The sequence below is a fragment of the Neorhizobium sp. S3-V5DH genome (assembly GCF_004343065.1).
GTDB classification, from domain to species: domain Bacteria; phylum Pseudomonadota; class Alphaproteobacteria; order Rhizobiales; family Rhizobiaceae; genus Neorhizobium; species Neorhizobium huautlense.
The window spans coordinates 449,554-475,663 of the sequence record NZ_SMCL01000001.1; the positions used below are offsets into that span (position 1 = coordinate 449,554).

The window sequence follows — 26,110 nt, forward strand, 5'->3', positions numbered from 1 at the left end:
GCGGCTTCGAATAGCCGCCCGTTAATCGCGCGCTTGGTACGACGCGACGCTAAAGTTCGATCAGCCGCTGAGCGGTGAACTTGTCCGTTACAAGCATGTCGATGACGCCGGTTCGGAGCGCTCCGGCGATGGCTACCGTTTTCTTCATGCCACCCGCGAGCGCGATCACTCGTTCAACTTTCGCAAGCTCCTCAAGCGGAAGCCCGATCACCCGCTCGTCGAGCGGCGTTTTGACCGCCTTTCCTTCCTTGTCGAAGAACCGGAGCGATATGTCCCCCACCGCTCCTGCATCGGCCAAGTCGGCAAGCTCCCGGGACGAGAAGATGTTGCCGGAGCGAGCCAGCAATTCGGAGGGTTCGACCGCTCCGATACCGACGATTGCCAGTGAAATGCTGCTGAAAAGGTCGATTGTTTCCCGGACGAATGGATCGGCCATCATCAGAAGTTTCGCTTCCCTCGATGACGTCACCCCTTGTACCGGAAGCAGTTTCGGTTCCGCGCCGGTGAGGCGTGCCAGGCGCGTCGTGAGCTGAGTGGCATGCGTCTGCACGGAGGGATCGCCCATGCCGCCCAGTGTCTGAACGACATATTTGGCCTGTGCACTTTTCTGGGGATGGATGTTCTCGACCATCTTGAAAATGGTCTGGCTCCAGCTCGAGACGCCGATGATCTCGCCGGGCGCAAGCGTCACTTCGAGAAGATGGGCGGCCGCTTCGCCGATCCGTGCCATGATCGCTCCGTCGCGATCTTCCGAGCATTCCACGACGACTGCTTCAGGGACACCGAACCGCTCCCGAAGCGCCTTCTCAAGGTCCGCATAGGTTCCGACGGGGGGGATGACGCTCGTGCGCACGATATCCTCCGCCTCGGCCCGCTTCAGCATGCGGGAAACGGTTGCCTGCGAGAGGCGAAGATGCTGCGCGATATCCGCCTGCCGACGTCCCTCGATGTGATACATCTGAGCAACTCGTGAGATCAGGCGAAGTTCGTTTAAGCGACTCATGGCCGTTCCCGGTGTGAATTATTATTCACCTTTAACGGTTGCGGGGTTCCACGTCGAGCGGGCCACGGCATCACCCCATGTCTTTCTCCGCTCTGCACTATCGTTGGCTTCGGGACTGATGAGTTGCGATTGCCTCGGAAGGCGGCTGATAGTTTCGAGGTCGGGCCACATTCCCACCGACAGTCCCGCAAGATAAGCTGCTCCAAGAGCAGAGGCTTCGGGCGCTTTGCACTGCATCACGGGCCGCATGAGCACGTCGGCGACGCATTGCATTAGGAACCTGTTCTGGCTGGGGCCGCCGTCCGCATAAAGCGCGCCGATGCCGCCCCCGCTCTGGTTCTGCATGGCGGAAAAAACGTCATAGACCTGGAATGCGATCGAGTCGGTGACAGCCCTCGCCATCTGCGCACGCGTCGTGTTGAAGTTGATCTGCGAGAAGAGCGCGCGCGCCTCGGAGTTCCAGTATGGCGCGCCGAGCCCGACGAAGGCGGGTACGAAACCAGGCCCGTCCGGTTCAGCTGTCGCGGCAAGATCGATCAGGGCCGCGACATCGGGCAGTCCGAGGATCTCGGTCATCCAGGGCAGGCTTGCCGCCGACACGAGAATGTTTCCCTCGAAGGCGAATGTGGGTTTTCCAGAAATACGCCAGGCAATCGTGGTTGTGATGCCGCTCTTCGGCGCAATGAAGCCGGGCAGTGTCGTCATCACAGACGAACCTGTCCCGAACGTCACCTTGCCGTCGCCCGGGTTGAAGGCCCCATGTCCGAAAAGGGCGGCATGACTATCGCCGATCGCCGATCTGATAGGCGTGCCATCGGGGACACCCGGCAGGCCAAGCGTTGTTCCAAAATCGGCTGCGCTGTCGAGCACCTCCGGCAAAACCGATATGTCGACGTCGAAGATCGCGCATAATTCTTCGCTCCACGCCTGCTTTTGGAGGTCGAACAGCTGACTTCTTGCCGCGTTCGATGCGTCGCAGGCATGTCGTTGCCCGCCCGTCAGGCAGTGGACGAGCCAACTGTCGATGGTGCCGACCCGGAGGTGGCGGCCCGCCGGAGCCCGATCGAGGAGCCAACGAAATTTCGGTCCGGGAAACATCGGATCGAGAGGCAGTCCCGTTATCGACTGGACGCGATCCAAGTGTCCTTCATGAATAAGACGTTCGCAATCCTCGGCCGTGCGGCGGCATTGCCAACTGACGACCGGGCCGAGTGGTTCACCCGTTTCGGCATCCCAGATCGTGACGGACTCGCGCTGATTGGAAATTGCGACGGCTTCAACGCCAATATCGGGCGCAGCTTGAAGGCAGGCGGTAACCGCTTCGCAGACCGACTTCCAGACTCTTTGCGGGTCCTGCTCTACCCAGCCGGGTTTCGGATAGGCGATGCCAACTGGTGCCGAACCACGGGAGACAAGTTCTCCCTTGTCCGAAACCAGGACGGCTTTGGAATTGGTCGTGCCCTGGTCGATGGCCAGAATAGCCCGCATTCATGTCCTCCCTTGAAACGGCCGGGCAAATACTTGGCTCCGGCCAACGCCTGCGTCGAGCGCTTATTTCCTCTTGATAACCGCTAGGGCAGCTTCGGCGATGGAGGCGGGTCTCATACCGAATTCATCCAGGAGGAATTCGGCCGAGCCGGTCGGCGCGAAGATCCCCGGAACGCCAAGGCGCTTCATCGGCACAGGCGCGTGTTCCACGATCACTTCGGCCACGGCCGACCCGAGTCCTCCGAAGATGGTATGCTCTTCCGCAGTTACAATCGCCCCGGTCTCGCGAGCAGCGGCAACGATGGCTTCCTCGTCGATCGGCCTGACCGTCGCCATGTTGAGCACCCGCGCGCTGATGCCCTGACTTCCCAGGATTTCTGCGGCCTTCATCATGCGGTGCGTGAGAGTGCCATTGGCGATAAGCGTGACATCCGAACCCTCACGCAGCCGGTTCGCCTTGCCGAGTTCGAACTTGTGATCTGCAGGAAGCAGATCGGGAACGCCGACGCGGGAAAGGCGGAGGAAGCATGGCCCGTCGTAGCCCGCAGCCCATTCGACGGCAGCCGCCGTTTCGATACGGTCGCAGGGGGCGATGACCGGAAGATTCGGCAGCGCGCGCGTCCACGCAAAGTCCTCGATCGAATGGTGGGTCGGGCCAAGTTCGCCATATGCCATCCCGGACGAGATGCCGACCAGCTTCACATTGGCATTCGAGTAGGCGATGTCGGCCTTGATCTGCTCCAGCGCACGCCCTGTCAGAAATGGTGAAGCTCCACAGACGAACGGAAGCCGCCCGCCATTCGCGAGACCCGCGCCGACGCCCACCATGTTCTGTTCGGCGATGCCGACATTGACGAGGCGGTCCGGAAATCTAGATTTGAATCCGCCGAGCTTCGAAGACCCCACCGAGTCGTTGCAGACTGCAACAATGGTCTCGTCATTTGCCGCAAGCTTTTCGAGCGTCGCCGCAAATGCATCTCGGCAATCATGGAGCTTTGTGGCTGTTACTGGCGCGTTCATCAAATTGCCTCCGATAGTTCTGCCACCGCGAGATCGTATTGTTCCTTGCTGGGCACCTTGTGATGCCAGTCGACGCGATCCTGCATGAAGGAAATGCCGTGGCCCTTGTTGGTATGAGCGACGATGCAATGGGGACGGGAGCCGCGATGCTCCAGAGCCGGCACGATTTCGCTCATGGCGTTGCCGTTGATTTCGGTCACGTCCCAGCCAAAAGCTTCAAGCTTGGGGCGGAGCGGGGCCAGGTCATTGGTATCGGCAAGTGCCGCCCCCTGCTGGAACCTGTTGTGGTCGATGACCAGAGTAAGATTGTCCAGACCGAACTGGGCGGCCGCCATGATGGCTTCCCAATTCGAGCCTTCCTGCATCTCGCCATCCCCGGTGACGACATAGGTGTGGTATTTCGCGCCGGACAGCTTGGCGGCCTTGGCCATTCCCACCGCGACGGGGAGCCCGTGACCGAGAGGTCCGGTATTGGTTTCGACGCCCGGCACCTTGTTGTTGTTGGGATGGCCGTTCAGCCGGGAGTGAGGCTGAAGGAACGTGGAGATTTCCTCCTCCGGAATGAAGCCGCGTTTGGCAAGCGCCACGTATAGTGCGCAGGCCGTATGGCCCTTCGAAAGAACAAACCGATCACGTTCCGGATGCCTCGGTTGATCCGGCCATACGCGCAGTACCCGGAAATACAATGCCGTGAGAATGTCGATCACCGACATCTCGCCGCCGATATGGCCCGCGCCGGCTTCGTACACCGCCTGAAGATCGCGCAGCCGTATCTGGCGTGCGACACGTTCGAGTTCTGTGGGCTCCATTGTTTCCTCGATCTGAATATTTATTCATATTAACATATTTTTGCATATGGCGAATCCATGTCAAGTGCAAACTGACTTTTGTGGCATAAGGGTCTCGCTACAAATTTGATTGACACATCTGTAGCAGCTTGCTAATGAATTTTCCAACATAGATGAATAAATATTCTTATGGTGAAATACCCTTCGTATCTAGGGAGGAACGATGGTGGCGATCGACATCACTGAACAAAGCCGCCCCTCTGGCGTCTGGCTTAGGCGCTTGGCTGGAGCTACTGGCCCGCTTCTCGGTCTGCTCGCGCTTTGCGTCTTCCTGAGCTTCTCCACGGACGCGTTTCTTTCGCTTCGCAATGGCTTGAACATCCTGGATCAGATCACCGTGCTTGGCATCATGGCCGTCGGCATGACCTTCGTCATACTGATCGGCGGCATCGACCTTTCGGTCGGTTCGGTGCTCGCGCTGTCGATGATGGTGATGGGTTGGACGGCCAATGTCGCGGGAATGCCTCTTGCGGTGGGTATCGGCTTCGCGTTGATCGCGTCCGCCGTAAGCGGATTGATCGTCGGTCTGCTGGTGACGATCTTCCGGGTCCCCGCGTTCATTGCCACGCTCGCGATGATGTCGGCTGCCCGGGGCGTCGCGAACATGATCACGGATGGTCAGCAGATCGTCGGCTTTCCCGACTGGTTCATGATGCTGGCGATCGACCGGCATTTCGGCATTCTCACAGCGACAGTTTTCCTGATGTTGATCGTGGTGCTGATCGCCTGGTTGTTCCTCAAGTTTCGGGCCGAAGGCCGGATGCTCTATGCCGTAGGCGGAAATCCCGAGGTGGCGCGGCTGGCGGGCATCAATGTTCAGCTCGTGACGATCAGCGTTTATGTCGTCAGCGCGGTGCTGGCGGGTCTTGCGGGCATCGTTCTGGCAGCCCGCCTTGACTCGGTTCAGCCGTCGAGCGGTTTCGGCTACGAACTCGATACGATCGCGGCGGTGGTTATTGGCGGAACATCCCTGTCCGGTGGGGCAGGCGGTATCGGCGGCACCCTCATTGGGGTCCTGATCATCGGCGTCCTGCGCAACGGGCTCAATCTGCTCAACGTCTCGCCATTTCTGCAGCAGGTCATCATCGGCATCGTCATCGTGCTTGCGGTCGGCGCCGAAACCATTCGCCGTCGGCGAACCTGACATCGGCTTCGCGGTAGCGCGGACGTCTCATGAATTCCTCTCCGAACGGTTGGAGCGGATCAGCGGCCCAAGGGTGGAGGAATACTCGAGGGTTCAGTTTAACAACGGAGGAAAATGAAATGAAACTCGCGCGCATTCTCCTGACTTCGGCTGCCATGCTGGGTCTGACGATCGGCTCCGCCCATGCCGCCGAAGTCAAAAAACTCGGCCTTGCCGTAGCCAATTTGCAGGCCAATTTCTTCAATCAGATCAAGCAGGCTGTCGAAGCCGAAGCCAAGAAACGCGGCATCGAGGTCGTGACCGTCGACGCCAAGGGTGACGGCCCCACTCAGGTCAACCAGGTTCAGGATTTGCTGACGCAGAACGTTGATGCGCTGATCTACATTCCAGCAGGCGCTGCGGCGGCAACGGTGCCGGTAAAGCTCGCAAAGAGCGCAGGTATCCCTGTCGTCAACGTCGACCGCAATGCGGAAGGCGCGCCGGGGGATACCTTTCTCGCAACGGATTCTGTGACCTCCGCCAAGGCCGTCTGCGACTATATCCTCAAGGAGGCGGGCGGAAAGGGCAAGATGGTGATCATTCACGGCCAGAAGGGCACGACGCCCGAGGTGGACCGCTCGAAAGGTTGCGCGGAAGCTCTGAAGGCCTATCCGAATGTGAAAGTGGTAGCCGAACAGTATTCCAACATCTGGAGCCAGGACGAAGGATTCCAGATCATGCAGAACATGCTGCAGGCCAATCCGGATGTTTCGATCGTGTTCGCCCAGGCGGATGCACTCGCGCTTGGTGCTGCGCAAGCCATCAAGGTCGCCAATCCTTCCCAGAAGATCGTGGTCGGCGGCTTTGACGGCGATACCGCAGCGCTTGAGGCTCTCAGCAAGGGCGTGTTCAACGTGACGGCGACCCAGCAGACCCAGAAGATGGGTCGTGACGCAGTCGCCAACGCGGTGAAGCTTGTCGCCGGCGAGAAGGTGCCTCCGGTGCAGCTGATGGACGCGACGCTGACGACCAAGGAGAATGTGGCTGGTTTTATCACCAACCATCCGTAACAGGTTTTAAGGCTTGAGGAGGAGGGCGCGTGGTGACCGAGCCAGTTCTTTCACTGAGAGGCATATCGAAGCGTTACGGGCCGCTCCAGGTCCTCAACAACGTGAGCCTGGATGTTTATGCCGGGGAGGTCGTGGCACTTCTTGGCGAAAACGGCGCAGGCAAGTCCACGCTGTCCGGCATCATCGCCGGATCCCGCGCACCGTCTGAAGGAACGATGACCTGGCTGGGGCAACCCTATGCCCCGGCCACTCCGAGAGAGGCAATCGACAAGGGTGTGGTGCTGATCCATCAGGAGCTGCAGCTTCTCCCGGAACTCTCCATTGCGGAAAACGTCTTCATCGGCCGATGGCCGATGAAGAACGGCGTTATCGATCGCGGTGAAATGGTTCGCCGCGCACAGGAACAATTGTCGCGTCTGAACCTACATATCCCCGCCACCCGCAAAGTGGCTGGCCTCTCCACGGCCAATCAGCAGCTCATTGAAATTGCAAAAGCACTGGCGCTCGATGCCAAGCTGCTCATTCTCGACGAGCCGACTGCCGCATTGGGCGGCGCCGAGACGGAAGCTCTTTTCAACCAGGTCAGGAAGCTGCGGTCGGAAGGCGTCGGCATCATCTACATCTCCCATCGTATGGAAGAGATCAAGCAGATCACCGATCGCGTCGTGGTGCTGCGTGATGGCGTGCGTGTTCAGGAATTCGCCGACAGCGCGACCCCGGTGCGCACCATCGTTGAAAGCATGGTGGGGCGTCCCCTTGAACGCATGTTCCCGCCGCTTCCGGAGCCGAGCGGGCGACCGGTCCTGCAGGTCTCGGGGCTAACCTCGCCAGCCCGCTCCTTCCGCGACGTATCCTTCGAGGTGCAGTCGGGAGAAATCCTCGGCATTGCCGGGCTTGTGGGGGCTGGTCGAACCGAACTGGTTCGGGCGATTTCAGGCGCGGACCCGATCAGCGCGGGAACGATCAAGCTCAACGGCGAAGAGCTCAAGCTTCGCAGCCCAGCGGATGCGATCGCCAAAGGCATTGTGATGGTGCCGGAGGACCGGAAGGACCAAGGGATCGTCGTCACCCATCGGATAAGCGAAAACGTCGTCTACCCCAACCTCGACATGTTTGGGCGCCGCTGGATTACATCCGGAATGAAGCGGACATTCGCCGAGCAGGCGATATCCAAATTCGGCGTGAAGGGGCGGGCCGAACAATATGCATCGGATCTCTCCGGCGGCAATCAGCAGAAGGTGGTGATCGCCAAATGGCTGATGCGTGATCCCAAGGTCGTGATCCTCGATGAGCCGACGCGGGGGATCGATGTGGGCGCCCGCGCCGGGATCTACGACATCATCGTGAACCTTGCGAGGAAAGGCGTCGCCGTCATCGTCGTGAGTTCTGATCTCGAAGAGGTGCTCGGCGTATCGAACCGCATTCTCGTGCTCGCGCAAGGCAAACAGGCGGGCATTCTTACCCGTGAAGAGGCGAACGACGTTTCCGTCATGGAACTGGCAACGATCTAGCAGAACATAGAAAGGAAGAGCGGTGGCGGACATCACTCTCAACGCTCCGAAGCTTTTCGATCTCTCCGGTCAAACCGCTATCGTAACAGGAGCGGGCAGCGGCATAGGTCAGCGGATTGCAGTCGGGCTCGCCCAGTGCGGCGCAGACGTCGCGCTTCTCGATCGCCGTACGGACGACGGACTTGCACGCACGGTTGAATATGTCAGGGCGGCCGGTCGAAAATCGATCGAGATTGCGGCGGACGTCACCAGCAAGGCATCACTTGCCGACGCCGTGGCTCGGACCGAAGCCGAGCTCGGTGCTTTGTCCCTGGCAGTCAATGCAGCGGGGATCGCCAATGCCAATCCGGCGGAAGAGATGGAGGAAGAGCAATATCAGACGCTGATGGACATCAATCTGAAGGGCGTCTTCCTCTCCTGCCAGGCCGAGGCGCGCGCCATGCTGAAGCATGGCAGGGGATCGATCGTCAACATTGCCTCGATGTCCGGCGTCATCGTCAATCGCGGCCTCAGCCAATGCCATTACAATGCCTCGAAGGCCGGCGTGATCCATATGTCCAAATCATTGGCTATGGAGTGGGTCGGTCGCGGCATCCGGGTGAACACGATTTCTCCGGGATATACCGCGACCCCGATGAACACGCGCCCCGAAATGGTCCACCAGACAAAGTTGTTTGAGGAGCAGACCCCGATGCAGCGCATGGCGAGTGTCGACGAGATGGTTGGACCTGCCGTTTTTCTGCTCTCGGGCGCGGCAAGTTTTGTGACGGGTGTCGATCTGCTCGTAGACGGTGGTTTCTGCTGCTGGTGATCCCATGAGAAGGTTTCCGCAGGCAATTGGAAGGTGATCGGTCCGGCTGCCTCCCTGGCTGAGACCGTGGCGTTGAAGGCGCCAGCGGGCGGTACGGCGTCGATATCGTCGTCCGCCCGTCCTTCACGCTGATCGAACGAGCCGTAAAGGCGTCGCGATCTGATCTTCGCAGACGCTCTGCGACGGTTCCATATTTGCTGTTTGGAGGACATCAATGAAGCGTTTCGAAAAGAAGACTGTCGTCGTCACCGGGGCAAGCCGGGGCATCGGAGCGGTGATCGCAAGGCGTTTCGCTCGAGAGGGCGCGAAAGTAGTTGTTTCGGCCAATGAGGAGTCCGTGGAAGCGGTTGCCCGCGACATCAATGATGGGGGCGGTAAGGCCATCTCTTTCGTGGGAGATGTCACGGATAAAGGCAGTGTCCTGGAGCTTTTCGATACAGCCGAAAAAGCTTTCGGCTCGGTCGATGTCTCCGTCCAGAATGCGGGGGTGATCACCATTGCCCGGATCGAGGATATGACGGAGTCCGAGTGGGATCGGGTGATGGCGGTGAATACCAAGGGCGTTTTCCTCTGCGCCCAGGAGGCGATCGCCCGTATGCGCAAGCACAAGCGCGGCGGCCGGATCATCAACACCGCGTCGGGCCAGGCCCGGCAGGGGTTCATCTACACGCCCCACTATGCCGCTTCGAAGATGGGGGTTGTCGGCATCACGCAGAGTCTAGCCAAGGAAGTCGCCACCGAGAACATCACCGTCAACGCCTTCTGCCCCGGTATCATCGAGACCGACATGTGGGCCTATAACGACGAGGTGTGGGGCAAACTGCTCGGCAATTACGGACCGGGCGAACTGATGAAGGAATGGGTCCAGGGCATTCCCATGAAGCGGGCAGGGTCGGGAGAGGACGTAGCAGGTCTCGTAACCTTCCTCGCCAGCGACGACGCTGCCTACATCACCGGGCAGACGATCAACGTCGACGGCGGCCTGATCATGTCCTGAGATCTGCGGAGGCCGGATGAAAAAGTTTGAACAGCGTGTTCATCGCGAGCCTCTTGCATTTCCTGTAGCAGTTTTACTATCTTGTCGTCGTTCTCAGGGCGGGGTGTAATTCCCCACCGGCGGTATCGGGAGTGATCCCGGAGCCCGCGAGCGCTTCTGCGAAAGTGGAAGGTCAGCAGATCCGGTGAGATGCCGGAGCCGACGGTCATAGTCCGGATGGAAGAGGACACGCTGGAACGTCCCCGGTTCGGGGACGTGCTTGGCTTGTTCGCCCAAGGGATAAATAGCGGCTCGCAAGGCCGCGGTTTGGCCGCTAACGCGGATAACCCTTGAAAGGCAGTGGAATGAAAATCTCGAAAATTGAAGATGCGCTTGAGGCGCTTGCTCTCGGTCGGATGATCGTTGTCGTCGATGACGAGGATCGCGAGAATGAGGGGGACATCATCGCGGCGTCGCAATCCGTGACTGCGGAAACGATCGCCTTCATGATGAATCACGCCCGCGGTCTCATCTGCGTGGCGATGGAAGGTGACCGGCTGGACGCACTCGACATCCCGTTGATGGTTCCCCGCAACACCGAATCCCACAAGACGGCCTTCACGGTTTCCGTCGACTATATCCCTGGCACGACGACCGGCATCTCGGCATCGGATCGCGCCGCCACGGTAAGAGCCCTGGTCGATCCGCAGGCGCAGCCCGACGACTTCGCGCGCCCGGGCCACATCTTTCCGCTTCGTGCGCATCCGAACGGAGTGGTTGCCCGACCGGGGCACACGGAAGCCGCTGTCGATCTCTGCCGCCTTGCAGGCCTGGAGCCTTCCGGTGTCATTTGTGAAGTGGCCAAGGAAGACGGCACCATGGCGAGGCTGCCGGATCTCCTGGAATTTGCCGCACGGCACGAGATGCCTTTGATCACCATCGCGGATCTGATTTCTCATGTGAAAGGCCTGGCAAGTGTAAGCGACGCTTACGCCGCCTGACGATCTCACCGATGCTCGACCATTTTCTCCTCGCACTCTTCTCTGGAAGGCGGGGAGTTAGCCTCATGAGTGATGGCGGCTCTGCTGGACTGGCGATGATTCCCGCCCTCGAAACGGTGGCCATCGGGCAGTCGATGACGCCATACCGGATTCGGCGGGTCTGAGGGGATAAGACATCAGGGAGAATTGGCTGGGAGACCAGGATTTTCGCATTATTTCAATGCCTTAGAGGATCAACCCTTATTTTCCTTATCTTTTCCTCTCGCGAGCGACCTTGCATGCCACCATTGAGCCCTGCCTTTGGGCATCAGTCAACAGCACGGGCGAGCGGCAATAATTTCCGTTTACTGCGCCGAAATTATCGCGGACGAATTGGTTCGTGCAGCACCTGTTGAAGAGCTTAACCTCGTTTGGCTTCTGCCCTAGAGGCTACTGACAGCCTGAGCGTTGGGCTGTGTCAAAGATTTCCTTGCAATGTCGCCGAATGAGCGCATGGTGTTCTATCGGTAGGCTTCCTTCAGGGCACTACCGTTGCGAGCGACACAGCCCGTGCCCCAAGCAAAGGAAGGACAGACATGTCTTCCGAAGCACCAGAAGCAGGGTCATCGAAAGCGGCTGCCCTCGCGCAGCTACTTCGGCGTGTCGCCGACGAGACCGCTCTCAACGAAACTGCACTTATCCGGCGAAGCCATGCGAGCTACTTGATCTGCAGGCTCCAGAACCATTTATGGGGCACTGGTCCCACTCCAGGAGGGGTCGCGCACGCCAGCGTTTCTCTCAGCGAGCGCCGTGACACCCAGATCGGTTCAGTCGCGAATGGTGTCAGGGATGAGTAATCCATCGTGCACGACGACCGAAGATGACAACGCCTCACACCTATGCCGGTACGAAATGAGGCAGGAAGCAAATAGCTCCTGGACTGTCTACGATACCTACAGCAGCGAACCAGAAATCGCGTTGGGGTGGTCGCTCGGAGGTCTATCAAACCGCGAGGCGCGTATTTGCTGCGCCATCGTGAATGAGAAGCATAATTCTAGGGAGAAGCCTCCACTGAATGCATGGCCGCCGTTCAACCGTACGTTTTTGAAGACTGACGCGGTGCCTCTTGTCTCAGAAGGGGTAGTCGATGCTAACGGTGATCAACGTTGATTTTCGCGCCGAATGGGAGTTCCCGGTCAGCGTAAGAGATGGTCCCATCAACGACAAGCTTATCCTTGGGCCGCGAGTAGCGTTGAAGTACCTGCAAGAGGAACTGGAAATGCGGTCGGGCCAAGCCTACTGGACGGCAGCCGGAGCATGTATCTCGGCACTGCTTGGCCGCGGCGATATAGAGGATGCCCGTACCCGTTTCATCGTTGCTTACGCCGAATATATGGTGCGGGTGCATCCTTAGGGATGCATAACGGTCAGTGCCTGTGATGCACGAAGCCGACGCTTCGTGGATAGCACGGCGAGGCTAGGTAGAGCGCGCAGAGGTCAATGTGACGTTAGAAGTGTCCCCCTTAGTCTAGGCGGTTCTGCACTGGGACGCAGCCCTCAGCTAAGGGGTTGCCACTTCCGAACGGCCGAGGGTGGGCAGTCAGAGAGGTTCCGGCCGCATTCACTCCCTCGACGACCAATGCTTCACTTCACAACAAGGATCTTCGCGTTCCCTTTCCGATCCAGAACATTCGTGGACACATCATCTCCATAGCGATGCATACGAAAGTCCGCTTGCGATGAACCGAGCCGCACATTGCGCAAGACGATCTCATCCAGGAATGCAGGCATGATCGGGTTGCGGACTCGGAATTCATTCTCGGAATGAGCCTGCTCAAGGCCAAGGCAGGCTCCCAGAACGCCAAACACGGCAGAAGCCGCCCAAGCCTGGGGTGAGCACGCCACTGGATAAGGCGTCGGCCCGCGACCGGGGCGCCGAATGAAGCCGCAGAAGAGTTCCGGCAGGCGCCGCATCTCCTGCTGTTTTGCAGCATCAAGCAGACCTTCGAACACGCGCGCCGCCTCATGCTTGAGATTGTAGCGGGCGAAGCCGATTGCGATTGCGGCGTTGTCGTGGGGCCAAACGGAACCGTTATGATAGGACATGGGGTTAAACCGGGCCTCGCCCTGCGCAAGTGTCCGGATGCCCCAGCCGCTGAACCCTTCCTTGCTGAGAAGTGTTGCCGCGACACGCTTAGCCCTTTCCGCCGCGGCAATGCCGGTGAATAAGGCATGCCCCGCATTGGAGCTCCGCACGCGGCACGGTCGCTTCTTCCCATCTAGGGCCAGGGCGTAGGTGCCGAGTTCTTCATCCCAGAAATCTGCTTCGAAACGGTGGCGCAGGTCTTCAGCGGCCCTTGTCAGATCAGTTGCAAGTTGGCGATGCCCAAGGCGCTCAGCCATACGTGCCGCAGAACGCTTTGCCGCGAATACATATCCCTGAACCTCGCACAAGGCGATCGGCCCTACCGCGTCCGTACCGTCTTGGTGGAAGACGGAGTCGTGGGAGTCCTTCCAGCCTTGGTTCTTCAGGCTGCCGCTGCTTTCTGCCTGATACTCCACATACCCATCGCCGTCCCTGTCGCCATGGTCATCGATCCAGCGCAGCGCAGCAAGGATGTTTGGCCAGATCTCAGAAACGGTGTCCAGGTCGCCTGTGGCGTCGATATACATGCCCGCCAGCATGACGAACAGCGGCGTCGAATCGACACTTCCGTAGTAGCGACCGAATGGAACTTCGCCAAGATTGGCCATTTCACCGTGACGTATCTCGTGGAGAATCTTGCCCGGCTGCGCATCGGCATTAGGATCAGTCTGCTGGGCTTGCATTGCCGCCAGCGTTCGCAATACACCCCGCGCAATCGACGGGTCCATCCACAGCATGAACATCGCAGTGAAGATCCCATCGCGCCCGAAGATCGTACTGAACCAAGGAATTCCCGCGTATGGATAAGCACCGAAGCGGGTCGAGGTGGTCAGCATGTAGACGTCGGAGGTGGCTCGACACGCTACTTCGTTGAACAGATCGCTTGAGCTCCGCACGGTAGCAATGTGCCGCGTCTGTTTGCGTCTGGCGCGGCGGCTCTCGCGGTAGGCGCGGAAGAAATCCAGCACGACAGCGGGCCCGCCTTCCTCGCAGGCAACCGTCACGAAGATCGATGTCTTTTCCCCCGGCGCGATCGTCACCTCCAGGGTCGCTCGGTGTGACTCAAGATTTTTCGGAACAGGTGTGAAGGCGATCGAGGTGCAACGTTCCACGTCATCAAGGCCGCCATAGTGAAATTCCACCTTGTCTGGAGCGACGAGCTTGGAGCTCTCCCGACCCCGCATCTCCCGCTTCATCCCGCGAACTTCGAAAAGGTCGCGGAAATCGGCGTGGAAGGTGTAGTCGATGGTCAACCGGCGTTCAGTCGTCGAGAAGTTTCGGACACTGAGTCGTTCGTAACAGACCCCGTGATGGAGAAACTTCGTACGCTCGAAGAAGATGGTCTCGCGGGGCAAGGTCTCAGCATCATGATCGACCTCGGGATTGGTAAGATCGACAGAAAGCGCTGCTTTGTCGTCATGATTGGACGAATTAAGCAGTAGGAGCTTTCGCCCCTGAACACGCAGTTCCAGCTTAGACAGGTACCGTGTGTCACGGTAAAACAGGCCTTCCACCGAATTGCTCCCGGCAATGTCGCCATGGCTGTTTAAGACAGCGAACGCATCTCCATCCTTGAGGTTTTGAAGTGGGCGACCCACAAGAGAAGTGTCTACTTCCAGATCATACCGAACGGTGTCGAAGCTCCCGGCATCATCGATGGTCGGATCAATATCAAGCATCATCATACGGACCTTTGATTGGGCAAGGCTGCCCCAGCGGCGCCGCCGGAAACCTTTGCCGCAGCAGCGACAGGATCCAAGGGCAATAGGGAATTATTTGCGATGCGACGGTGGTGCGGCACCATCATCGCCGACGTTTTTGCCAGACGGCCGTATTCGGCAACGTAGTCGCGAGCCATGCGTGCAGCGGTGAACCGTTCTTCGAACCGCTGCCGGACCGCCCGCCGGTCAAGATCCGCAGCCTTACCGACTGCCTCAACTGCCTCCTCGATGGATTCGACAGTGAATCCAGTTACGCCCTCGTCGATAACCTCCGGGACCGAGCCGCGACGCCAAGCGATCGTCGGTGTTCCTTCCTTCATGGCCTCGATCATGACCAAGCCGAATGGTTCGGGCCAATCAATGGGAAACAGGAGCGCGATCGCATTCCCGAGGAAGTCTCGTTTCTCGTTGTCACCAATCTCGCCGACGAACTCAATCAAGGGATGATCGAGTTGTGGTCGAATGACATGATCGAAGTAGTCTTGGTCGGCGGGGTCAATCTTCGCGGCCATCTTCAGCGGAATACCGGTTCGCTTTGCAATCTCGATTGCCCGATCCGGCCGTTTCTCCGGGGCAATGCGTCCCAGAAATGCAAGATAATCCCGCTTCGCCACTTCAAAAGGCGCGGGACCTGGGGGAAGGCCATGCTGGATGTTGGCCTGCCAATTGGCATTGGGAAGCGGCAGGCGCTGGTTCCTGGAGATCGAGACGAGCGGCATCTCCGTGAATGCACGATACACGGGGTGAAAATCCGGTAGATCCAGTCTCCCGTGCAACGTGGTCAGGCACTGTGCCGGAGAATTTCGGAACGCTGGAAACTGAAGCAAATCGACGTGGAAATGGATGACGTCGAACGAGGAGGCCTGCCGCCGAACCTCTTCCAGCATGACGAGGAGGCTCGCAGTGTGATCGCGTATGCCCCCTAACCTCAGTCCCTCGGGGACTGCTCGCACGAGTTCAGCGGAAGTTTCGGAATCCCCGCTGGCAAAGAGCGTGACATCGTGACCCTGTTGGACGAGTTCTTCTGTGAGCCAGGAGACGACGCGTTCGGTGCCGCCATAGAGTTTCGGCGGAACGGATTCCGCCAGGGGTGCGACTTGCGCGATACGCATTTGATTGATCTCTGTTGCGCCAAGCGTCAGTCCAGCACGAATTGTCGTAGGGACCGCCGGCATCCGCTCACGAGGGCGTTGCTAGTGCACAAGAACAGCGAAGAACGGTATATGGAGCAGCCAACGGGTTTGGCTAGGTCCGTTCATTCATTAACGAGGCGTGGCCCGCTCAGCTCTTAACGCGCAACGATTTTGCCACGTGGCAGCCGCGCCACTTGTAAAGAAGATCAGGTAGCACGATTTGTATAGAGATAGCAGCTCGTCTTACGGGCGCTGCTGTTGCGGGCTACCAAGCTTGTGCCCCAACGAAGGAGGGCGTCATGTCTTCCATTGCCAACCGAGAAGAACTTGATCCTGCTGATCTTGCAATGATCAGGGATGTGCTGAGAACCGAAGGCTTCAGAGGTCTCGACGCACAGAAGAGTTCAGACGCTAAACGCGCCGCGTCGGACTTTCTCCAAACGGAATTCCACAACGGGAACAGGACGCGGGAAAGTCTGCTCCTCGCTATTCGAAGAAAACAAGGCTCCCGTCCAGAGCGGTCAGCGGATGATGGTTTACCCCTGACCGAAGGGTTGAAAAGGTGGCAGGACGAAGGAGGCCAGTGATGGCTCTCTCCTTCCCGAACTGCGCCAGAAGCTGCGACGAAGCCCATGCACGCATTCGGTTCCTCGGCCATGACGGTATGTTCGAGGTGAGGTTTTACGTGCTTGATACTGGTGGAACCTTTACCAGCACAACGTTTAATACAGCCGGCCATGGATATGGTCGCGGACCAGGTGGCGAGCATTATCAGCGCCAACGGGCCGTAATCCACCAATCGATCTAGCTAGTGCGGGTCCATAAGCGGTAAACTGCTGAATTTATTGGACGAATCGCGTTATCTGCGCGGGCAAAGCCCGGCGGTTTCAGTATACTTTACATCAAGCTACTGATTCTAAAGACAAACCCGTAACCGCCGGAACCGACAATGCGCCAAGAACGCACCGTCCAAGCCAGCATATTTGATCTTTTCGCCGAACACTAGATCGGTCGTGAACTGAAGGCGATGTCGGAATGGCTGGATGAGCATGGCGATTTGCTCGGGCTTGTGGCGCGGGACCCGCGCCGGCATGGTCTCAGACAGACCGGCCGCGAGGGGCTACCAGCCGAGGCTGTGCTGCGCGGCGGGCTGCTCAAGCAGCATCGCCAATTGAGTTACCAGGAACTGGCCTTCCACCTCGAAGATTCCGCCTCGTTCCGGGAGTTGCCTGGCTTCCATGGGGCTGGAACCCGAAGAAGTCGGTTTTGCACAAGACGATCAGCGCGATCCGGGCGCAAACCTTTGAAGAGATCAACGGCGTGCTGCTGGCGAGCACCCGGTAGGAGAAGCTGGAAAGTGGCAAGGTCATGCGCGTGGACAGCACCGTTACCGCCGCATTGATCCATGAACCGAGCGATAGCAGCCTGTTATGGGACGCTGTCCGGGTGACGGTGCGGCTGTTGCAGCAAACCGAGGCACTGGGTAGCACCATTCCATGGCACGACCATCGCCGCGCGGCAAAGAAGCGGGCTCGGGCGATCGAATATATCCGCTGCCGCCCCAAACGGATCAAGCACTACCGCGAACTGCTCAAGATCACGCGCACGACCTTGAGTTCTCTGCAGCAGGCCAGTGAACAGTTGCCGCTGACGGCAGGCTCGGCCGGCGAACTGTGGCAGGCCCAACTCCGCCACTACCGCCGCTCATCGAGCGGATCATCGCCCAGACCGAACGGCGGGTCCTGGCCGGGGGATCCGGTTCCGGCCGGCGAGAAGCTGGTAAGCCTGTTCGAGCCGCATGCCGACATCATCGTCAAGGGCAGCCGCGACGTCGACTACGGCCACAAACTCAATCTCACCACCGGCAGAAGCGGACTGATCCTCGACCTCGTCATCGAAGCCGGCAACCCGACCGACAGCGAGCGCTTGCTGCCGATGCTGGAACGCCACATTGCCTTTTACGGCGAGCCGCCGCGTCAGGCGGCGGCCGACGGCGGCTATGCCAGCCGCGAAAATCTGAGCGGAGCCAAAGCCCGCGGCATCCGCGACATGGCCTTCACAAGAAGCGCGGCCTCACCACCTTGGCTGAGTATCTGACTGACTATGAAAGCCACGTCCACATGCGGCAAGAGGAGAGATTCTAATGGTGGAGGTGATGGCGGGCATCTTCCTCAGCACAGGCTGCAACGAAATGGGGGCGGGCTTGTTCGATACGCACCTCGCCGCGGATCGCGCTATGACAGAGATTAAATGCGCTCCAGTAAAGCGGCCCCGATTTGTGATGGAAGTGCTCATGCATGTATCGAAGAGCATCGCTGGGGCCTATGATGGCTCTGTCAAGCAAGTCGGCGCCCCCAACGTGCACTGGACTTCTCCAGCGGGCGGTAAATGCGATCCGGATTACGGTATTCAAGGGATATTCACTCCTCGAAAGATCACCAAAAATCTCGCGACCGGCTTCACTTCGACGGGCGGAGGTCCGAGTCCGACGTATTCGGGAATACGAGCGGATGAGGCGCCTTGTGATGGAACAACTATCCTTTATGGACATGATGATCCTGCCACTTCCCCGTTTCTGGTAAACGATCGGCTGGGGCACCGCCCGGCCGAGACGGTGCTACCGATGAGCCGGTTGCACTTCCTGGGGCTCAGTAGACGCTCGAACTGCGGCGTCGTCGCCGGGGTGGATTTTATCCTTCCCGGGATTTTGATAGGGTTGCTTAGAGGCCTGCTCTTTAAGAGCCTTAGTAGCCTTGGCCTTCTGACCTTTGAGCCCGAGAAGCGAATACCGAGCGCTCAGCAAGTCGCGGACCTGGGTTTTCCATTGGGTGAACATTGCATTCTCCTTAGGAGACTTGGCGCCTCCCATTCCATAACGCGCTCATTGCCTGGACATAGCAACAACAAAGATGAAAGTAACCGATCCAAATCCTATAGCGCGCGGACCGAGGCGGACCGCCCCATTCCGTCCACTGCCACCCATTGTGGTCGGGCGTAGGTCAAGTGTCTGGCAAGGCTTGCGCGGATTTGTCTTCATGACAACCAGGTGGTGTCGAAGGCGGACCACCGCCCTAACCACCGAGCGGGTGTCAAGATTCCAAAATAGTTTGGGCCGATAACGGAGGTGATGCGTTGTTCTATGCAACGCGAGAACAAGCCTATGATTTTCCTATTGTCGCTGACCACCGACTTGAGTGCAGAGTCCGCCCACGTCAAACGGCAACTCGGGGAGCACTTTGATATAACCTCAGCGGGTCCTCTTGTGTTTGTGGATTTCGAGGGCACCGCCAAGGAATTGACGACAAACATTTCCCTCGTCGCCCCAAACAACGCCTCTTTTTTCGTAGCGGCTTTGAGTGACTGGGATAGCAAGAACACACGACACGCAGATCAATGGCTTGGGGAAAAAATGAGCCGCACTATCTTGAACCGTTTCCCCTCGAACACTGAAACAGACTAGCGTGGGACACTTCACTGAAGCGAGGCCAACTCTGGACGTTTCGGTCGGTCGATCGAGAAGTTCAGGTTGAAGAGAACGGTGCCCTCTTCATCAACCACTGTCATGACCCAGTTGTTTCCCAACCAGAGGCTCATGTCGTTATCAATCAACATCTCACTTGCGCCCTGCATGGCTTCGATACGCGCCTCGTCCTCGCTGCCGAGCACGAGGCCCTCATGATCAACGGCCATTCTGCCGTCTTTTGTGTGAAAGAAGTATCTTGGCATGGGCCACCTCCGACCTGGTATGGGCGGAAGCTGTGTGCTCACGCGACGGCGCCCGGGGCAACTGTCATCGCTAAAAACAGGCTGCGCCTTGCTGACCGCCATGTCCAGAGAAATCGGAGGCCAGCGACGTCACTTCGGCCATGTCACTGAACCCGCAGTCAATGTCTCAGAGGATAATCAATTATTTGCAGCAAATCTGCTTCGCGCCTGCGCGCCCCAGTCACAAATGGTGAGCAAAGAGAAGGCCCAGGCGTTTTTCCCGCCTAGGCCTTCAAACAGTCTGTCGGATATTCATAGGGTCACCTGTGGGGTTGGGCGTCAATAGCTCCAACGGGTAAAAGCACGATAGCGCCCTTACCCCTTCCTGCTTTGCAACACCATCACGGAAACGGGAACCCCACGCGCTGTCGACGGGCGATATCTCTCGCGTTGATCACCGTGCAGTACATGTCGGCCTGACTCTCGGAGAGATTTGTAAGGCAATAGGTGGAAGGCATTGCCGGCCCACCGGTAAAGACGTCGTAAACCGTCCAGCCGAGATCGAGTTCCTGACGAACCGCATACCTCATTGTTTCGTCGGCCATGCTAACCTCATGAAGGATGGCAATGGCCAAGATGGTCGTTGTGTCCACCGATCTTAAGTACATTAGCATGTATCGGCGCCGACTCCTCGCTAATTCGGCGAACCCGTCTCCCGAGGCCGAAAGAACGGAAATGCTCCTGGAAACCCATCTCTTTAGAGGGTTTCCGACATAGGGCGTATCCGGTAGCATCCGGAGATGCCCAACCGCACCTTTGAGTTGGATTTCACGCCTACACCATTGTAGTGGAGGAAAATATGGCTCTCGACCATGTCTTGGCTCTTGTGGCCAGCACGTCCCAGGTCCCGAGGAAATGGCCGACGCCGTAACGTTCCTCGACATGCGCACCGAGTAAGTGAGGTTCACGGCGATGATTCCCGCCCATGTTTCGTTCGACGACCTCTCCTGGATTCCTCATGCCGTCCCAATTGACGGAGACCGAATTCGGTGCCTCGGCAGCGTTTGCGTGCGCGCGTAAAGGGGGTTCACCTCCTGAAATGTCGGGTGGTTGGGCGCAGAAGCGCCCAAGCGACGGGCCTTAGTTTGGCGACCAGACCCGTCCGACAGCAGATTTGCACAACCGTCGCACCCGTACCCTGCAGAGCGGAGTAGGTGTGACCGAGTCGTAAGTTGTTTGAAATCGTGACTTTTTCTGCTGTTATGGGTATCGCTAATTAGGTACCGAGTAGTCGTCCGTTTTCCTGCGAAGTTCTTCTCTGTATTGCCCAATCGCATGACGGACGCCGTCTTCCGGATGGCCGGTGATAACGGCTAGCTCTAAGACAGCGGCGTCAGTGCCGAGGACGTCGAAAGCAACAAAGGCTTCAACTTCGTCTGCGTGGTAGGAGCTTTGAGGGGGTGTGCTGTAGGCTCCAAGAAGCGTCGCTTCTGGCAGCCCTTCAAAGAAGACGCCGACGTGGCCGATGCCGTCATAGAGTATGGTTTTGGTTATGCGCATATTGTCCTCCAGCGACGCCATGGCATTTACCAAGGCAGCCTGTTTGAAAGGTTATAGGGACGAAGAGGTGTAGCTGGCCTGAGTTGCGTCTGCGGTGTCGTCACCCACACCAAGGATGTTGATGAGCGCCTCTCTTTCCGGGCCGAACGGTTTCTGGTTGAGAAAGTCCGCAACGGGCATTTGTGTCTGGTGGCCACCCGAAGGCTCGTTTGCTTTATGAAGAACGAAAGCTTGTTGAGTAGCGTCGTCAGTAAGCAGGAACCACCGATCCCCATTCGAGCTGGAAGAAAACTGTTGTACGTTGTTCATGTCGTTTGTTCCCATTCGTTGTGGAAGCTGGCCGGATCGCGTGCCCTCGTCATGTTGAGGAGGCAGGGCGCTGGGCAGCTTGACTATCGTTAGCCAGAGCCTCATCAAGGGCGGTTTCGGTAACCGCAATGGCTTCCGTGAAGGCACCTGAGGTTATCATGATCGTCAATGTTCGGTGGTAGCCTTCCCACATCACATTGAGCGGCTCCTCGACCACCTGAACATCGAATTCGCCAGGAGCATGTGCCTTATCCATTCCTGGCAACATGAAGGTGTTCTGGAAGGCGACCCGCCTGACGCTTGTCTTTATGTTCATGATTAGCTCCTTGAACTGTGCCGCTCAGGCTAGCGTAAATCGGCAGCTCTGAGCGTGTAGGTCATGCCGTGTTTCGGATTGTAGAGCTTCAGTGCAATCTGCTGGATTTTGGACCGCGCAGCATCAAAGGCACGCAGATAATCTTGTTCTGACAGTCTGGTTGCTGAAAGAGCGGCAGCGTCCACGAAAAACTTGACTTCGAACATGCCGTCATAGCCGGTGAAGCGTATCAGGTTCCTGACGTCATCGAAGCTTCTGCTCGCGTTTGGAAATGTTAGTGACATTGGATGTTCCAGTTCTGAGTCTGACGGCAATCCAGAATGATCGCGTGTGCGAGGCTGCCATCCTCTTGGACGACTTAGGTGCGCCGCTTCAGTGGGTAGGCATCACCGTCATAGAGTGCCTGCATCTGGGCGCCATCGTACCGGGCTTCATCCACTTCCAGGACCGAACCGCGAAGCAAGGAGCTCGGGAATTCTTCGATGGCAAAACGCAGAGCTTCGGCAGCCGTCTCAAAGCGCCGGTAACGGTGGCCGCTTGCTCGTTGCCTGCTCCGGCACGGATAGAAGCCCGCCCCCTCGTTATAATTGAACCGGGACTTGCTGCTGAACGGGACGGCCACTTGTTTGGCCGACGATACCAACTGGGAGGGGCCGGTCACTGCGTGAAGACGGCGAGAGAAAGGTTCTTTTGGCGTTTCCTTAGCCGAACTTGCCGCTCATCTAACCGTGCCTCTCGTTGGCGCAGCGCAAGCCTTCCTCTTACGTCTTGAAGCTTGGCCGCATCAGAACCCTCTTCAGCAATGGGTCGGTTGAACAGTTGCTCAATGGAGTGATAGTTACTTCTGATCATTTTGACATCCTCAGGTTCCGGCAAGAGACACACGTGCCTTGCCGCACTCCTGCCGACGGCGGAGTTCTTAACGTCCACAAAGATCGAGGTTTGCCAAGCAACCGGCTGTGCCGGGAGGATCAGGTAGCCAAAAAGGCTGCAACGTCTCCTAGATATGGCGATGAATCTCCGAGTTACAAGGCGGCGGGTTAGGCTTATTGAATTCGCCGCATTGAGCGCTACGCTGGTCTTCTTGGCGCGCAGTCCACGGCCGACGCGCTGACGAAGGGCGACTTCCGCCTTCATTTCTTCGGCCAGCTGCATAAGACTGATCACCGGGCAGTCAATACTGACAGCCAACATGTTGGTGCCGATGACGATATCGATCTCCACCTCGCCGGCCGTGCCCTTCGATACGGCAGGAACATGCCAACACTGCGTCCGAGGCTCATGCAGAAGACTTAGTTCTCCACCGCCCGATCGAGGTCCTCGATGAACGGCTTCAGAAGGGGTGTCATCGATCTTCGCCCTCGGGCTGCGATATCTGACCATTGGTGACGGCGACGTCCAACTGGTCTTGGGCTCCGTCAAGCGAAAGGTGCGCATCTGCTTCGGGATGATTGAAGCGCCATCGTTGGATAATTTCACGAAAAAGGACCGAGGACGATTGATGGTTGAAACGTTGGGCAAGGGCGCAAATCGCCCTGATCGGGATGAACGCTTCGAGATGAAGGAGGGCGGCGGTGATCAGCTTGGTGGATGGGAGGAACCGATTCAAGGAAACATGCATGGCGAAGTGGAATTGATCTCCAGCGGTAAAGCAGACAGCGAAGTGGCTTACGCCAAGACCGTCCTTTCCGCCGGCGAGCGTTGGCGGCATGTGCTGACAATCAATGCCGAGACCTATCTCTGGCGGCTCATGCCGACATGGGGTGATGGCGCAATGTTCATGTTCGTGGATGAAAGTGAACTCGAGGCTCGCCGCTTTGGTCAAGCGGTGGGAACCTCTCAGTTCACCTAATAAGGGCAAGGCGCACTCAGACTTGAGCCTTAACCACGTTGGATTGCAGCGGTTCGGCTGTGTGCATCCGGCACATGCTCATGGTCAGGAGGCCTTAGGTGTCTTCGCGTTGATATTCCCAACGCATCGTCGGTCGATCCCAAGGAACGCTGCCGTTCCCCGTTTCGGGCTGCTCACTACGTCGAGGAATATGGTAGGGTGGAAACGGCGAACAGGCAGAGCTACACTGCCTCTGACCCGTCAACTGCGAGGTGAAGACGATGAACGACAATAGGGAGAAGCTCATTCGGCGGGCCAGGCTGGCTACAAACCGCGGGACGCCGGTGACCTTGTGGCGAGGGAGAATGAGAGGCATGGGGCTCTCATGGAAGCGCTGAGGCAATCCGAGGCGGCTGAGGACGCTGCTCAGGATTCGGCAAACAAGACCGCCGTAGAACGGTTAGGCGGCTCTTCCTGAGAGGCCACCTCTGGCGCCTACAGGCTAGGCTTCTCCAGCGCCCTTCTGACCAGGGCGCATCTGGTGTCGATGATTTTCCGGACAGTCTTCAGGATTGGATGGTGGGTGCCTTTCTTGGACATCTCTTCCATCAGCGCGTCGGCTTCCGCCCCGATCGCGTCTGCCATTCGCATCAACTCGCCGGCGAGCATGCGCGTCGCGGCCTTGTTGGACGGCACGAGCGATGCCCAGTGCTCCATCTGGATCGTGTCTGGCAGTGACCTGCCGCCAAGAGCCATCGCCATGTTCTTTGACAGTCGTGGATAGGCAGCCGTGCAAATAGCGTCATACATCGGCGCCAGGTCCGGCGCCTTCCCACGATAGAGCAGGGCATAGTTCTTGGCATGAGCGTCGGCATTGCCGATCAGGTAGTGAAACATGAGCATTCGCTGGAAACGCAATGTCTCGGCTGCGGGCTTGGCCGTCGTCTGCCGGATCAGCTGGAGGCACTGACTGATGCCGGGGCCTCCTTCTTCCTCATATTTGAGCTCCGGCGGCACGCTCAGCGCCTGGCAGAAGTCTTCCTGGTGCAGCCGCTCGATCCGCCCGTCTTCAAGCGTCAGCCGATCGTAGCGCTCGACCAGGAAGTAATCGACCTTGCCGGCTGCGCCCTTCGACACAGCGGGGACATCGAGGCCGAGACGACGTCCCAGGCTCATGCAGAACACTTCGTTCTCCACGGTGCCGTCGAGGCCCTCGATGAACGGTTTCAGGATATGCGTCGTCGGGCGCCCGCCTCGGGGCAGCAATATCTGACCGTTGAGAACGGTGACAGCCAGCTTGTCCTGAGCGCCGGCAAGCGAAAGGCGCACGTCCGCTTCCCCGCCGAGCAAGGGCCTCTGTCTGAGCAGGGAGAGGATCTCTTCAAGGTTCTGCTCATCGAGTGCTTCGGCATCGTCTGTCGTCGCGGCCGGTGGGAGCTGTCCTGGCGGAACAAGTGACAAGGCGCCCGCACATTCCCCACCGATAACCTCAAGCAGCCCGAAGGCATTACCCGAGGATATGCCTAGTGCCGCAGCCAATCGACGTCTGGCACCTTCATCAGGCAGGAGGCCGGAGAAGAAAGGACGGGCGACGCGATCGACGAAAGGTTCTTCCCTAACCGGTAGGGAGACTGACAAGGCGACTGGATCACTGGCAAGGTAGTCGCTGTCATAAGTGAAGGTGAGCGAGGCGTCGCTGTCCTGCTTGAGCTCGCCGGCCTTGCGATCCTTGAGATAGACGTCCAGCACGCGGCTCATGAGGAGGCACCGCGAGAGGTAATACTCACGGTCAAACCGAGCGTCCGCAGTATGGTCAGAGCGAGTCCGACCCGACAGCTCTCTTTGCCGCTTTCCAATTCGCGCACGAAGCGAACGCCCACGCCCGCGACGCCGGCAAGCTGTTCCTGGGTCAATTGCTGACGTTTTCGCTCCGCGCGGATCAGCTGGCCGAGTGCTACGCTATCGGAAACTATTTCCATGTGAATCATCCCTTTCGGGATCATTGAAGCACAATAACCGAATGATTGCACGAAAAAGAACCGATCGGGACGATCGAAGCTTGAGCTGCTTGCCGTGGACTCGAATCGACCCGATCGGGACTGATGAAAAGCTACGGGCAGGGAGGTGCCGATACAGAGGTCGACCAGCCGTTAACCTCGGCTCGGTGTGATCCGGAAAAGCGGTGCGGAAAACTGTTCCGGTTGCCTTTGGCGCCGATTGTCTAAGTGACTGAAAAATATGGAAAAAGAGATGATTGGCTGGGGAACCTGGATTCGAACCAAGATTAACGGAGTCAGAGTCCGTCGTTCTACCGTTGAACTATTCCCCAGCAGGCTCAACCGGTAAACCGGCTCGGCTGATGTGCGGCGCTTATAAACAAAAGCGGACGAATTGCAAATACCGATTTGGAAAAAAATAGAGAGACGAAAGCCTCTTTCCGATACTGGTATTCGCAACGGCAGCAGGCGGCAAAAAGCCGTTGGCGAAAAGGCATTGGGCTGTTATCTTCACGCCAACGAAACAAACAAACGCCAGCGGCATGCCTCACGAAGGCGTTGC

General features: G+C 58.3%; 27 protein-coding genes, 1 tRNA gene, 1 pseudogene and 1 riboswitch. Of the genes and pseudogenes, 12 read left to right on the top strand and 17 right to left on the bottom strand.

The window, feature by feature from the left end; genetic code table 11:
* Window positions 1-49: 49 nt before the first annotated feature.
* From EDE09_RS02210 to EDE09_RS02225, 4 genes are all read right to left on the bottom strand, one after another.
* Window positions 50-1,003 carry a sugar-binding transcriptional regulator gene (locus EDE09_RS02210; protein WP_105374612.1) on the bottom strand — a complete coding sequence of 318 codons (954 nt, stop codon included), beginning with the start codon at window positions 1,001-1,003 and terminating at the stop codon, window positions 50-52.
* Window positions 1,004-1,024: 21 nt separating this feature from the next.
* Window positions 1,025-2,491 (bottom strand): FGGY-family carbohydrate kinase, encoded by a 1,467-nt coding sequence (locus EDE09_RS02215; protein WP_132408621.1) that lies wholly within the window; start codon window positions 2,489-2,491, stop codon window positions 1,025-1,027.
* A gap of 63 nt (window positions 2,492-2,554) precedes the next feature.
* Window positions 2,555-3,511 carry a transketolase family protein gene (locus EDE09_RS02220; RefSeq protein WP_132408623.1) on the bottom strand — a complete coding sequence of 319 codons (957 nt, stop codon included), beginning with the start codon at window positions 3,509-3,511 and terminating at the stop codon, window positions 2,555-2,557.
* The gene (locus EDE09_RS02225) at window positions 3,511-4,320 is read right to left on the bottom strand and encodes a transketolase (protein ID WP_105374609.1); all 810 of its coding nucleotides are present in this window, start codon (window positions 4,318-4,320) and stop codon (window positions 3,511-3,513) included. The genes EDE09_RS02220 and EDE09_RS02225 overlap by 1 nt, the downstream gene beginning before the upstream one ends.
* Before the next feature lie 202 nt (window positions 4,321-4,522).
* On the opposite strand from EDE09_RS02225, the gene EDE09_RS02230 reads away from it, so the two are divergent.
* From EDE09_RS02230 to EDE09_RS02260, 7 genes are all read left to right on the top strand, one after another.
* The gene (locus EDE09_RS02230) at window positions 4,523-5,503 is read left to right on the top strand and encodes an ABC transporter permease (protein ID WP_132408625.1); all 981 of its coding nucleotides are present in this window, start codon (window positions 4,523-4,525) and stop codon (window positions 5,501-5,503) included.
* 119 nt (window positions 5,504-5,622) lie between these two features.
* Entirely contained in the window at window positions 5,623-6,552 is a 930-nt protein-coding gene (locus EDE09_RS02235; RefSeq protein ID WP_105374607.1) for a sugar ABC transporter substrate-binding protein, read from the top strand.
* Window positions 6,553-6,584: 32 nt separating this feature from the next.
* A complete protein-coding gene (locus EDE09_RS02240) occupies window positions 6,585-8,063 on the top strand; it encodes a sugar ABC transporter ATP-binding protein (RefSeq protein WP_105374641.1) in 1,479 nt (492 codons plus the stop codon).
* Window positions 8,064-8,085: 22 nt separating this feature from the next.
* Window positions 8,086-8,874 carry an SDR family oxidoreductase gene (locus tag EDE09_RS02245; protein WP_105374606.1) on the top strand — a complete coding sequence of 263 codons (789 nt, stop codon included), beginning with the start codon at window positions 8,086-8,088 and terminating at the stop codon, window positions 8,872-8,874.
* A 214-nt stretch (window positions 8,875-9,088) separates the two neighbouring features.
* On the top strand, window positions 9,089-9,871 hold the full coding sequence (locus EDE09_RS02250) for a glucose 1-dehydrogenase (RefSeq protein ID WP_105374605.1): 783 nt from the start codon (window positions 9,089-9,091) through the stop codon (window positions 9,869-9,871).
* An 85-nt stretch (window positions 9,872-9,956) separates the two neighbouring features.
* A riboswitch (FMN riboswitch) is annotated at window positions 9,957-10,103 on the top strand.
* A 112-nt stretch (window positions 10,104-10,215) separates the two neighbouring features.
* Window positions 10,216-10,851: a 3,4-dihydroxy-2-butanone-4-phosphate synthase gene (gene ribB, locus EDE09_RS02255; protein ID WP_132408627.1), complete on the top strand. Its 636-nt coding sequence runs from the start codon at window positions 10,216-10,218 to the stop codon at window positions 10,849-10,851.
* 1,126 nt (window positions 10,852-11,977) lie between these two features.
* The gene (locus EDE09_RS02260) at window positions 11,978-12,244 is read left to right on the top strand and encodes a DUF982 domain-containing protein (protein WP_132408629.1); all 267 of its coding nucleotides are present in this window, start codon (window positions 11,978-11,980) and stop codon (window positions 12,242-12,244) included.
* Between the two features lie 230 nt (window positions 12,245-12,474).
* On the opposite strand, the gene EDE09_RS02265 is transcribed toward EDE09_RS02260, so the two are convergent.
* Window positions 12,475-14,661: an amylo-alpha-1,6-glucosidase gene (locus EDE09_RS02265; RefSeq protein WP_132408631.1), complete on the bottom strand. Its 2,187-nt coding sequence runs from the start codon at window positions 14,659-14,661 to the stop codon at window positions 12,475-12,477.
* The gene (locus tag EDE09_RS02270) at window positions 14,658-15,809 is read right to left on the bottom strand and encodes a glycosyltransferase family 4 protein (protein ID WP_132408632.1); all 1,152 of its coding nucleotides are present in this window, start codon (window positions 15,807-15,809) and stop codon (window positions 14,658-14,660) included. Before EDE09_RS02270 ends, EDE09_RS02265 begins: the two co-directional genes overlap by 4 nt.
* Window positions 15,810-16,129: 320 nt before the next feature.
* On the opposite strand from EDE09_RS02270, the gene EDE09_RS02275 reads away from it, so the two are divergent.
* From EDE09_RS02275 to EDE09_RS28535, 4 genes and pseudogenes are all read left to right on the top strand, one after another.
* A complete protein-coding gene (locus tag EDE09_RS02275) occupies window positions 16,130-16,417 on the top strand; it encodes a hypothetical protein (protein WP_112797138.1) in 288 nt (95 codons plus the stop codon).
* Window positions 16,417-16,638, top strand: coding sequence for a DUF1488 family protein (locus tag EDE09_RS28530; RefSeq protein WP_132408634.1), 222 nt, complete (start codon window positions 16,417-16,419; stop codon window positions 16,636-16,638). The genes EDE09_RS02275 and EDE09_RS28530 overlap by 1 nt, the downstream gene beginning before the upstream one ends.
* A 198-nt stretch (window positions 16,639-16,836) precedes the next feature.
* Window positions 16,837-17,894: pseudogene (locus EDE09_RS02285) on the top strand (ISNCY family transposase); the annotation flags it as partial.
* Window positions 17,895-17,973: 79 nt separating this feature from the next.
* Window positions 17,974-18,828: a hypothetical protein gene (locus EDE09_RS28535; protein WP_245505054.1), complete on the top strand. Its 855-nt coding sequence runs from the start codon at window positions 17,974-17,976 to the stop codon at window positions 18,826-18,828.
* 473 nt (window positions 18,829-19,301) lie between these two features.
* Here the strand turns inward: EDE09_RS28535 and EDE09_RS02295 are convergent, their stop codons facing one another.
* From EDE09_RS02295 to EDE09_RS28540, 8 genes are all read right to left on the bottom strand, one after another.
* Window positions 19,302-19,520, bottom strand: coding sequence for a hypothetical protein (locus EDE09_RS02295; protein ID WP_132408638.1), 219 nt, complete (start codon window positions 19,518-19,520; stop codon window positions 19,302-19,304).
* A 416-nt stretch (window positions 19,521-19,936) separates the two neighbouring features.
* A complete protein-coding gene (locus tag EDE09_RS02300; RefSeq protein ID WP_132408640.1) occupies window positions 19,937-20,140 on the bottom strand; it encodes a hypothetical protein in 204 nt (67 codons plus the stop codon).
* A 667-nt stretch (window positions 20,141-20,807) separates the two neighbouring features.
* Window positions 20,808-21,116, bottom strand: coding sequence for a hypothetical protein (locus tag EDE09_RS02305; RefSeq protein WP_132408642.1), 309 nt, complete (start codon window positions 21,114-21,116; stop codon window positions 20,808-20,810).
* Between the two features lie 30 nt (window positions 21,117-21,146).
* Entirely contained in the window at window positions 21,147-21,404 is a 258-nt protein-coding gene (locus tag EDE09_RS02310; RefSeq protein ID WP_132408644.1) for a hypothetical protein, read from the bottom strand.
* 49 nt (window positions 21,405-21,453) lie between these two features.
* Window positions 21,454-21,720: a hypothetical protein gene (locus tag EDE09_RS02315; RefSeq protein WP_112801352.1), complete on the bottom strand. Its 267-nt coding sequence runs from the start codon at window positions 21,718-21,720 to the stop codon at window positions 21,454-21,456.
* A 29-nt stretch (window positions 21,721-21,749) separates the two neighbouring features.
* Window positions 21,750-22,004 (bottom strand): DUF1488 domain-containing protein, encoded by a 255-nt coding sequence (locus EDE09_RS02320; RefSeq protein ID WP_112801354.1) that lies wholly within the window; start codon window positions 22,002-22,004, stop codon window positions 21,750-21,752.
* 74 nt (window positions 22,005-22,078) lie between these two features.
* Window positions 22,079-22,342: a hypothetical protein gene (locus tag EDE09_RS02325; protein ID WP_112801672.1), complete on the bottom strand. Its 264-nt coding sequence runs from the start codon at window positions 22,340-22,342 to the stop codon at window positions 22,079-22,081.
* 35 nt (window positions 22,343-22,377) lie between these two features.
* Window positions 22,378-22,944, bottom strand: a complete 567-nt coding sequence (locus EDE09_RS28540) for a hypothetical protein (protein WP_245505055.1) — start codon at window positions 22,942-22,944, stop codon at window positions 22,378-22,380.
* A gap of 118 nt (window positions 22,945-23,062) precedes the next feature.
* Here EDE09_RS28540 and EDE09_RS02335 point away from each other — a divergent pair, with 118 nt between their 5' ends.
* Complete coding sequence (locus EDE09_RS02335) at window positions 23,063-23,572, top strand: hypothetical protein (RefSeq protein WP_132408646.1); 510 nt, start codon at window positions 23,063-23,065, stop codon at window positions 23,570-23,572.
* A gap of 474 nt (window positions 23,573-24,046) precedes the next feature.
* Here EDE09_RS02335 and EDE09_RS02340 read toward each other — a convergent pair whose 3' ends face one another.
* From EDE09_RS02340 to EDE09_RS02350, 3 genes are all read right to left on the bottom strand, one after another.
* Window positions 24,047-25,309 carry a type II toxin-antitoxin system HipA family toxin gene (locus EDE09_RS02340; protein WP_112801359.1) on the bottom strand — a complete coding sequence of 421 codons (1,263 nt, stop codon included), beginning with the start codon at window positions 25,307-25,309 and terminating at the stop codon, window positions 24,047-24,049.
* The gene (locus EDE09_RS02345) at window positions 25,306-25,530 is read right to left on the bottom strand and encodes a helix-turn-helix domain-containing protein (RefSeq protein ID WP_165924096.1); all 225 of its coding nucleotides are present in this window, start codon (window positions 25,528-25,530) and stop codon (window positions 25,306-25,308) included. The genes EDE09_RS02340 and EDE09_RS02345 overlap by 4 nt, the downstream gene beginning before the upstream one ends.
* 276 nt (window positions 25,531-25,806) lie before the next feature.
* Window positions 25,807-25,880, bottom strand: a tRNA-Gln gene (locus EDE09_RS02350).
* Window positions 25,881-26,110: the final 230 nt, after the last annotated feature.

Bases quoted from the DNA above. Each gene is read 5' to 3' on its own strand.
- EDE09_RS02210 (WP_105374612.1), bottom strand. From the start codon at position 1,003: ATGAGTCGCTTAAACGAACTTCGCCTGATCTCACGAGTTGCTCAGATG.
- EDE09_RS02215 (WP_132408621.1), bottom strand. From the start codon at position 2,491: ATGCGGGCTATTCTGGCCATCGACCAGGGCACGACCAATTCCAAAGCC.
- EDE09_RS02220 (WP_132408623.1), bottom strand. From the start codon at position 3,511: ATGAACGCGCCAGTAACAGCCACAAAGCTCCATGATTGCCGAGATGCA.
- EDE09_RS02225 (WP_105374609.1), bottom strand. From the start codon at position 4,320: ATGGAGCCCACAGAACTCGAACGTGTCGCACGCCAGATACGGCTGCGC.
- EDE09_RS02230 (WP_132408625.1), top strand. From the start codon at position 4,523: ATGGTGGCGATCGACATCACTGAACAAAGCCGCCCCTCTGGCGTCTGG.
- EDE09_RS02235 (WP_105374607.1), top strand. From the start codon at position 5,623: ATGAAACTCGCGCGCATTCTCCTGACTTCGGCTGCCATGCTGGGTCTG.
- EDE09_RS02250 (WP_105374605.1), top strand. From the start codon at position 9,089: ATGAAGCGTTTCGAAAAGAAGACTGTCGTCGTCACCGGGGCAAGCCGG.
- ribB (WP_132408627.1), top strand. From the start codon at position 10,216: ATGAAAATCTCGAAAATTGAAGATGCGCTTGAGGCGCTTGCTCTCGGT.
- EDE09_RS02260 (WP_132408629.1), top strand. From the start codon at position 11,978: ATGCTAACGGTGATCAACGTTGATTTTCGCGCCGAATGGGAGTTCCCG.
- EDE09_RS02265 (WP_132408631.1), bottom strand. From the start codon at position 14,661: ATGATGATGCTTGATATTGATCCGACCATCGATGATGCCGGGAGCTTC.
- EDE09_RS02270 (WP_132408632.1), bottom strand. From the start codon at position 15,809: ATGCGTATCGCGCAAGTCGCACCCCTGGCGGAATCCGTTCCGCCGAAA.
- EDE09_RS02275 (WP_112797138.1), top strand. From the start codon at position 16,130: ATGTCTTCCATTGCCAACCGAGAAGAACTTGATCCTGCTGATCTTGCA.
- EDE09_RS28530 (WP_132408634.1), top strand. From the start codon at position 16,417: ATGGCTCTCTCCTTCCCGAACTGCGCCAGAAGCTGCGACGAAGCCCAT.
- EDE09_RS28535 (WP_245505054.1), top strand. From the start codon at position 17,974: ATGGTGGAGGTGATGGCGGGCATCTTCCTCAGCACAGGCTGCAACGAA.
- EDE09_RS02295 (WP_132408638.1), bottom strand. From the start codon at position 19,520: ATGGCCGTTGATCATGAGGGCCTCGTGCTCGGCAGCGAGGACGAGGCG.
- EDE09_RS02300 (WP_132408640.1), bottom strand. From the start codon at position 20,140: ATGGCCGACGAAACAATGAGGTATGCGGTTCGTCAGGAACTCGATCTC.
- EDE09_RS02305 (WP_132408642.1), bottom strand. From the start codon at position 21,116: ATGGCGTCGCTGGAGGACAATATGCGCATAACCAAAACCATACTCTAT.
- EDE09_RS02310 (WP_132408644.1), bottom strand. From the start codon at position 21,404: ATGAACAACGTACAACAGTTTTCTTCCAGCTCGAATGGGGATCGGTGG.
- EDE09_RS02315 (WP_112801352.1), bottom strand. From the start codon at position 21,720: ATGAACATAAAGACAAGCGTCAGGCGGGTCGCCTTCCAGAACACCTTC.
- EDE09_RS02320 (WP_112801354.1), bottom strand. From the start codon at position 22,004: ATGTCACTAACATTTCCAAACGCGAGCAGAAGCTTCGATGACGTCAGG.
- EDE09_RS02340 (WP_112801359.1), bottom strand. From the start codon at position 25,309: ATGAGCCGCGTGCTGGACGTCTATCTCAAGGATCGCAAGGCCGGCGAG.
- EDE09_RS02345 (WP_165924096.1), bottom strand. From the start codon at position 25,530: ATGGAAATAGTTTCCGATAGCGTAGCACTCGGCCAGCTGATCCGCGCG.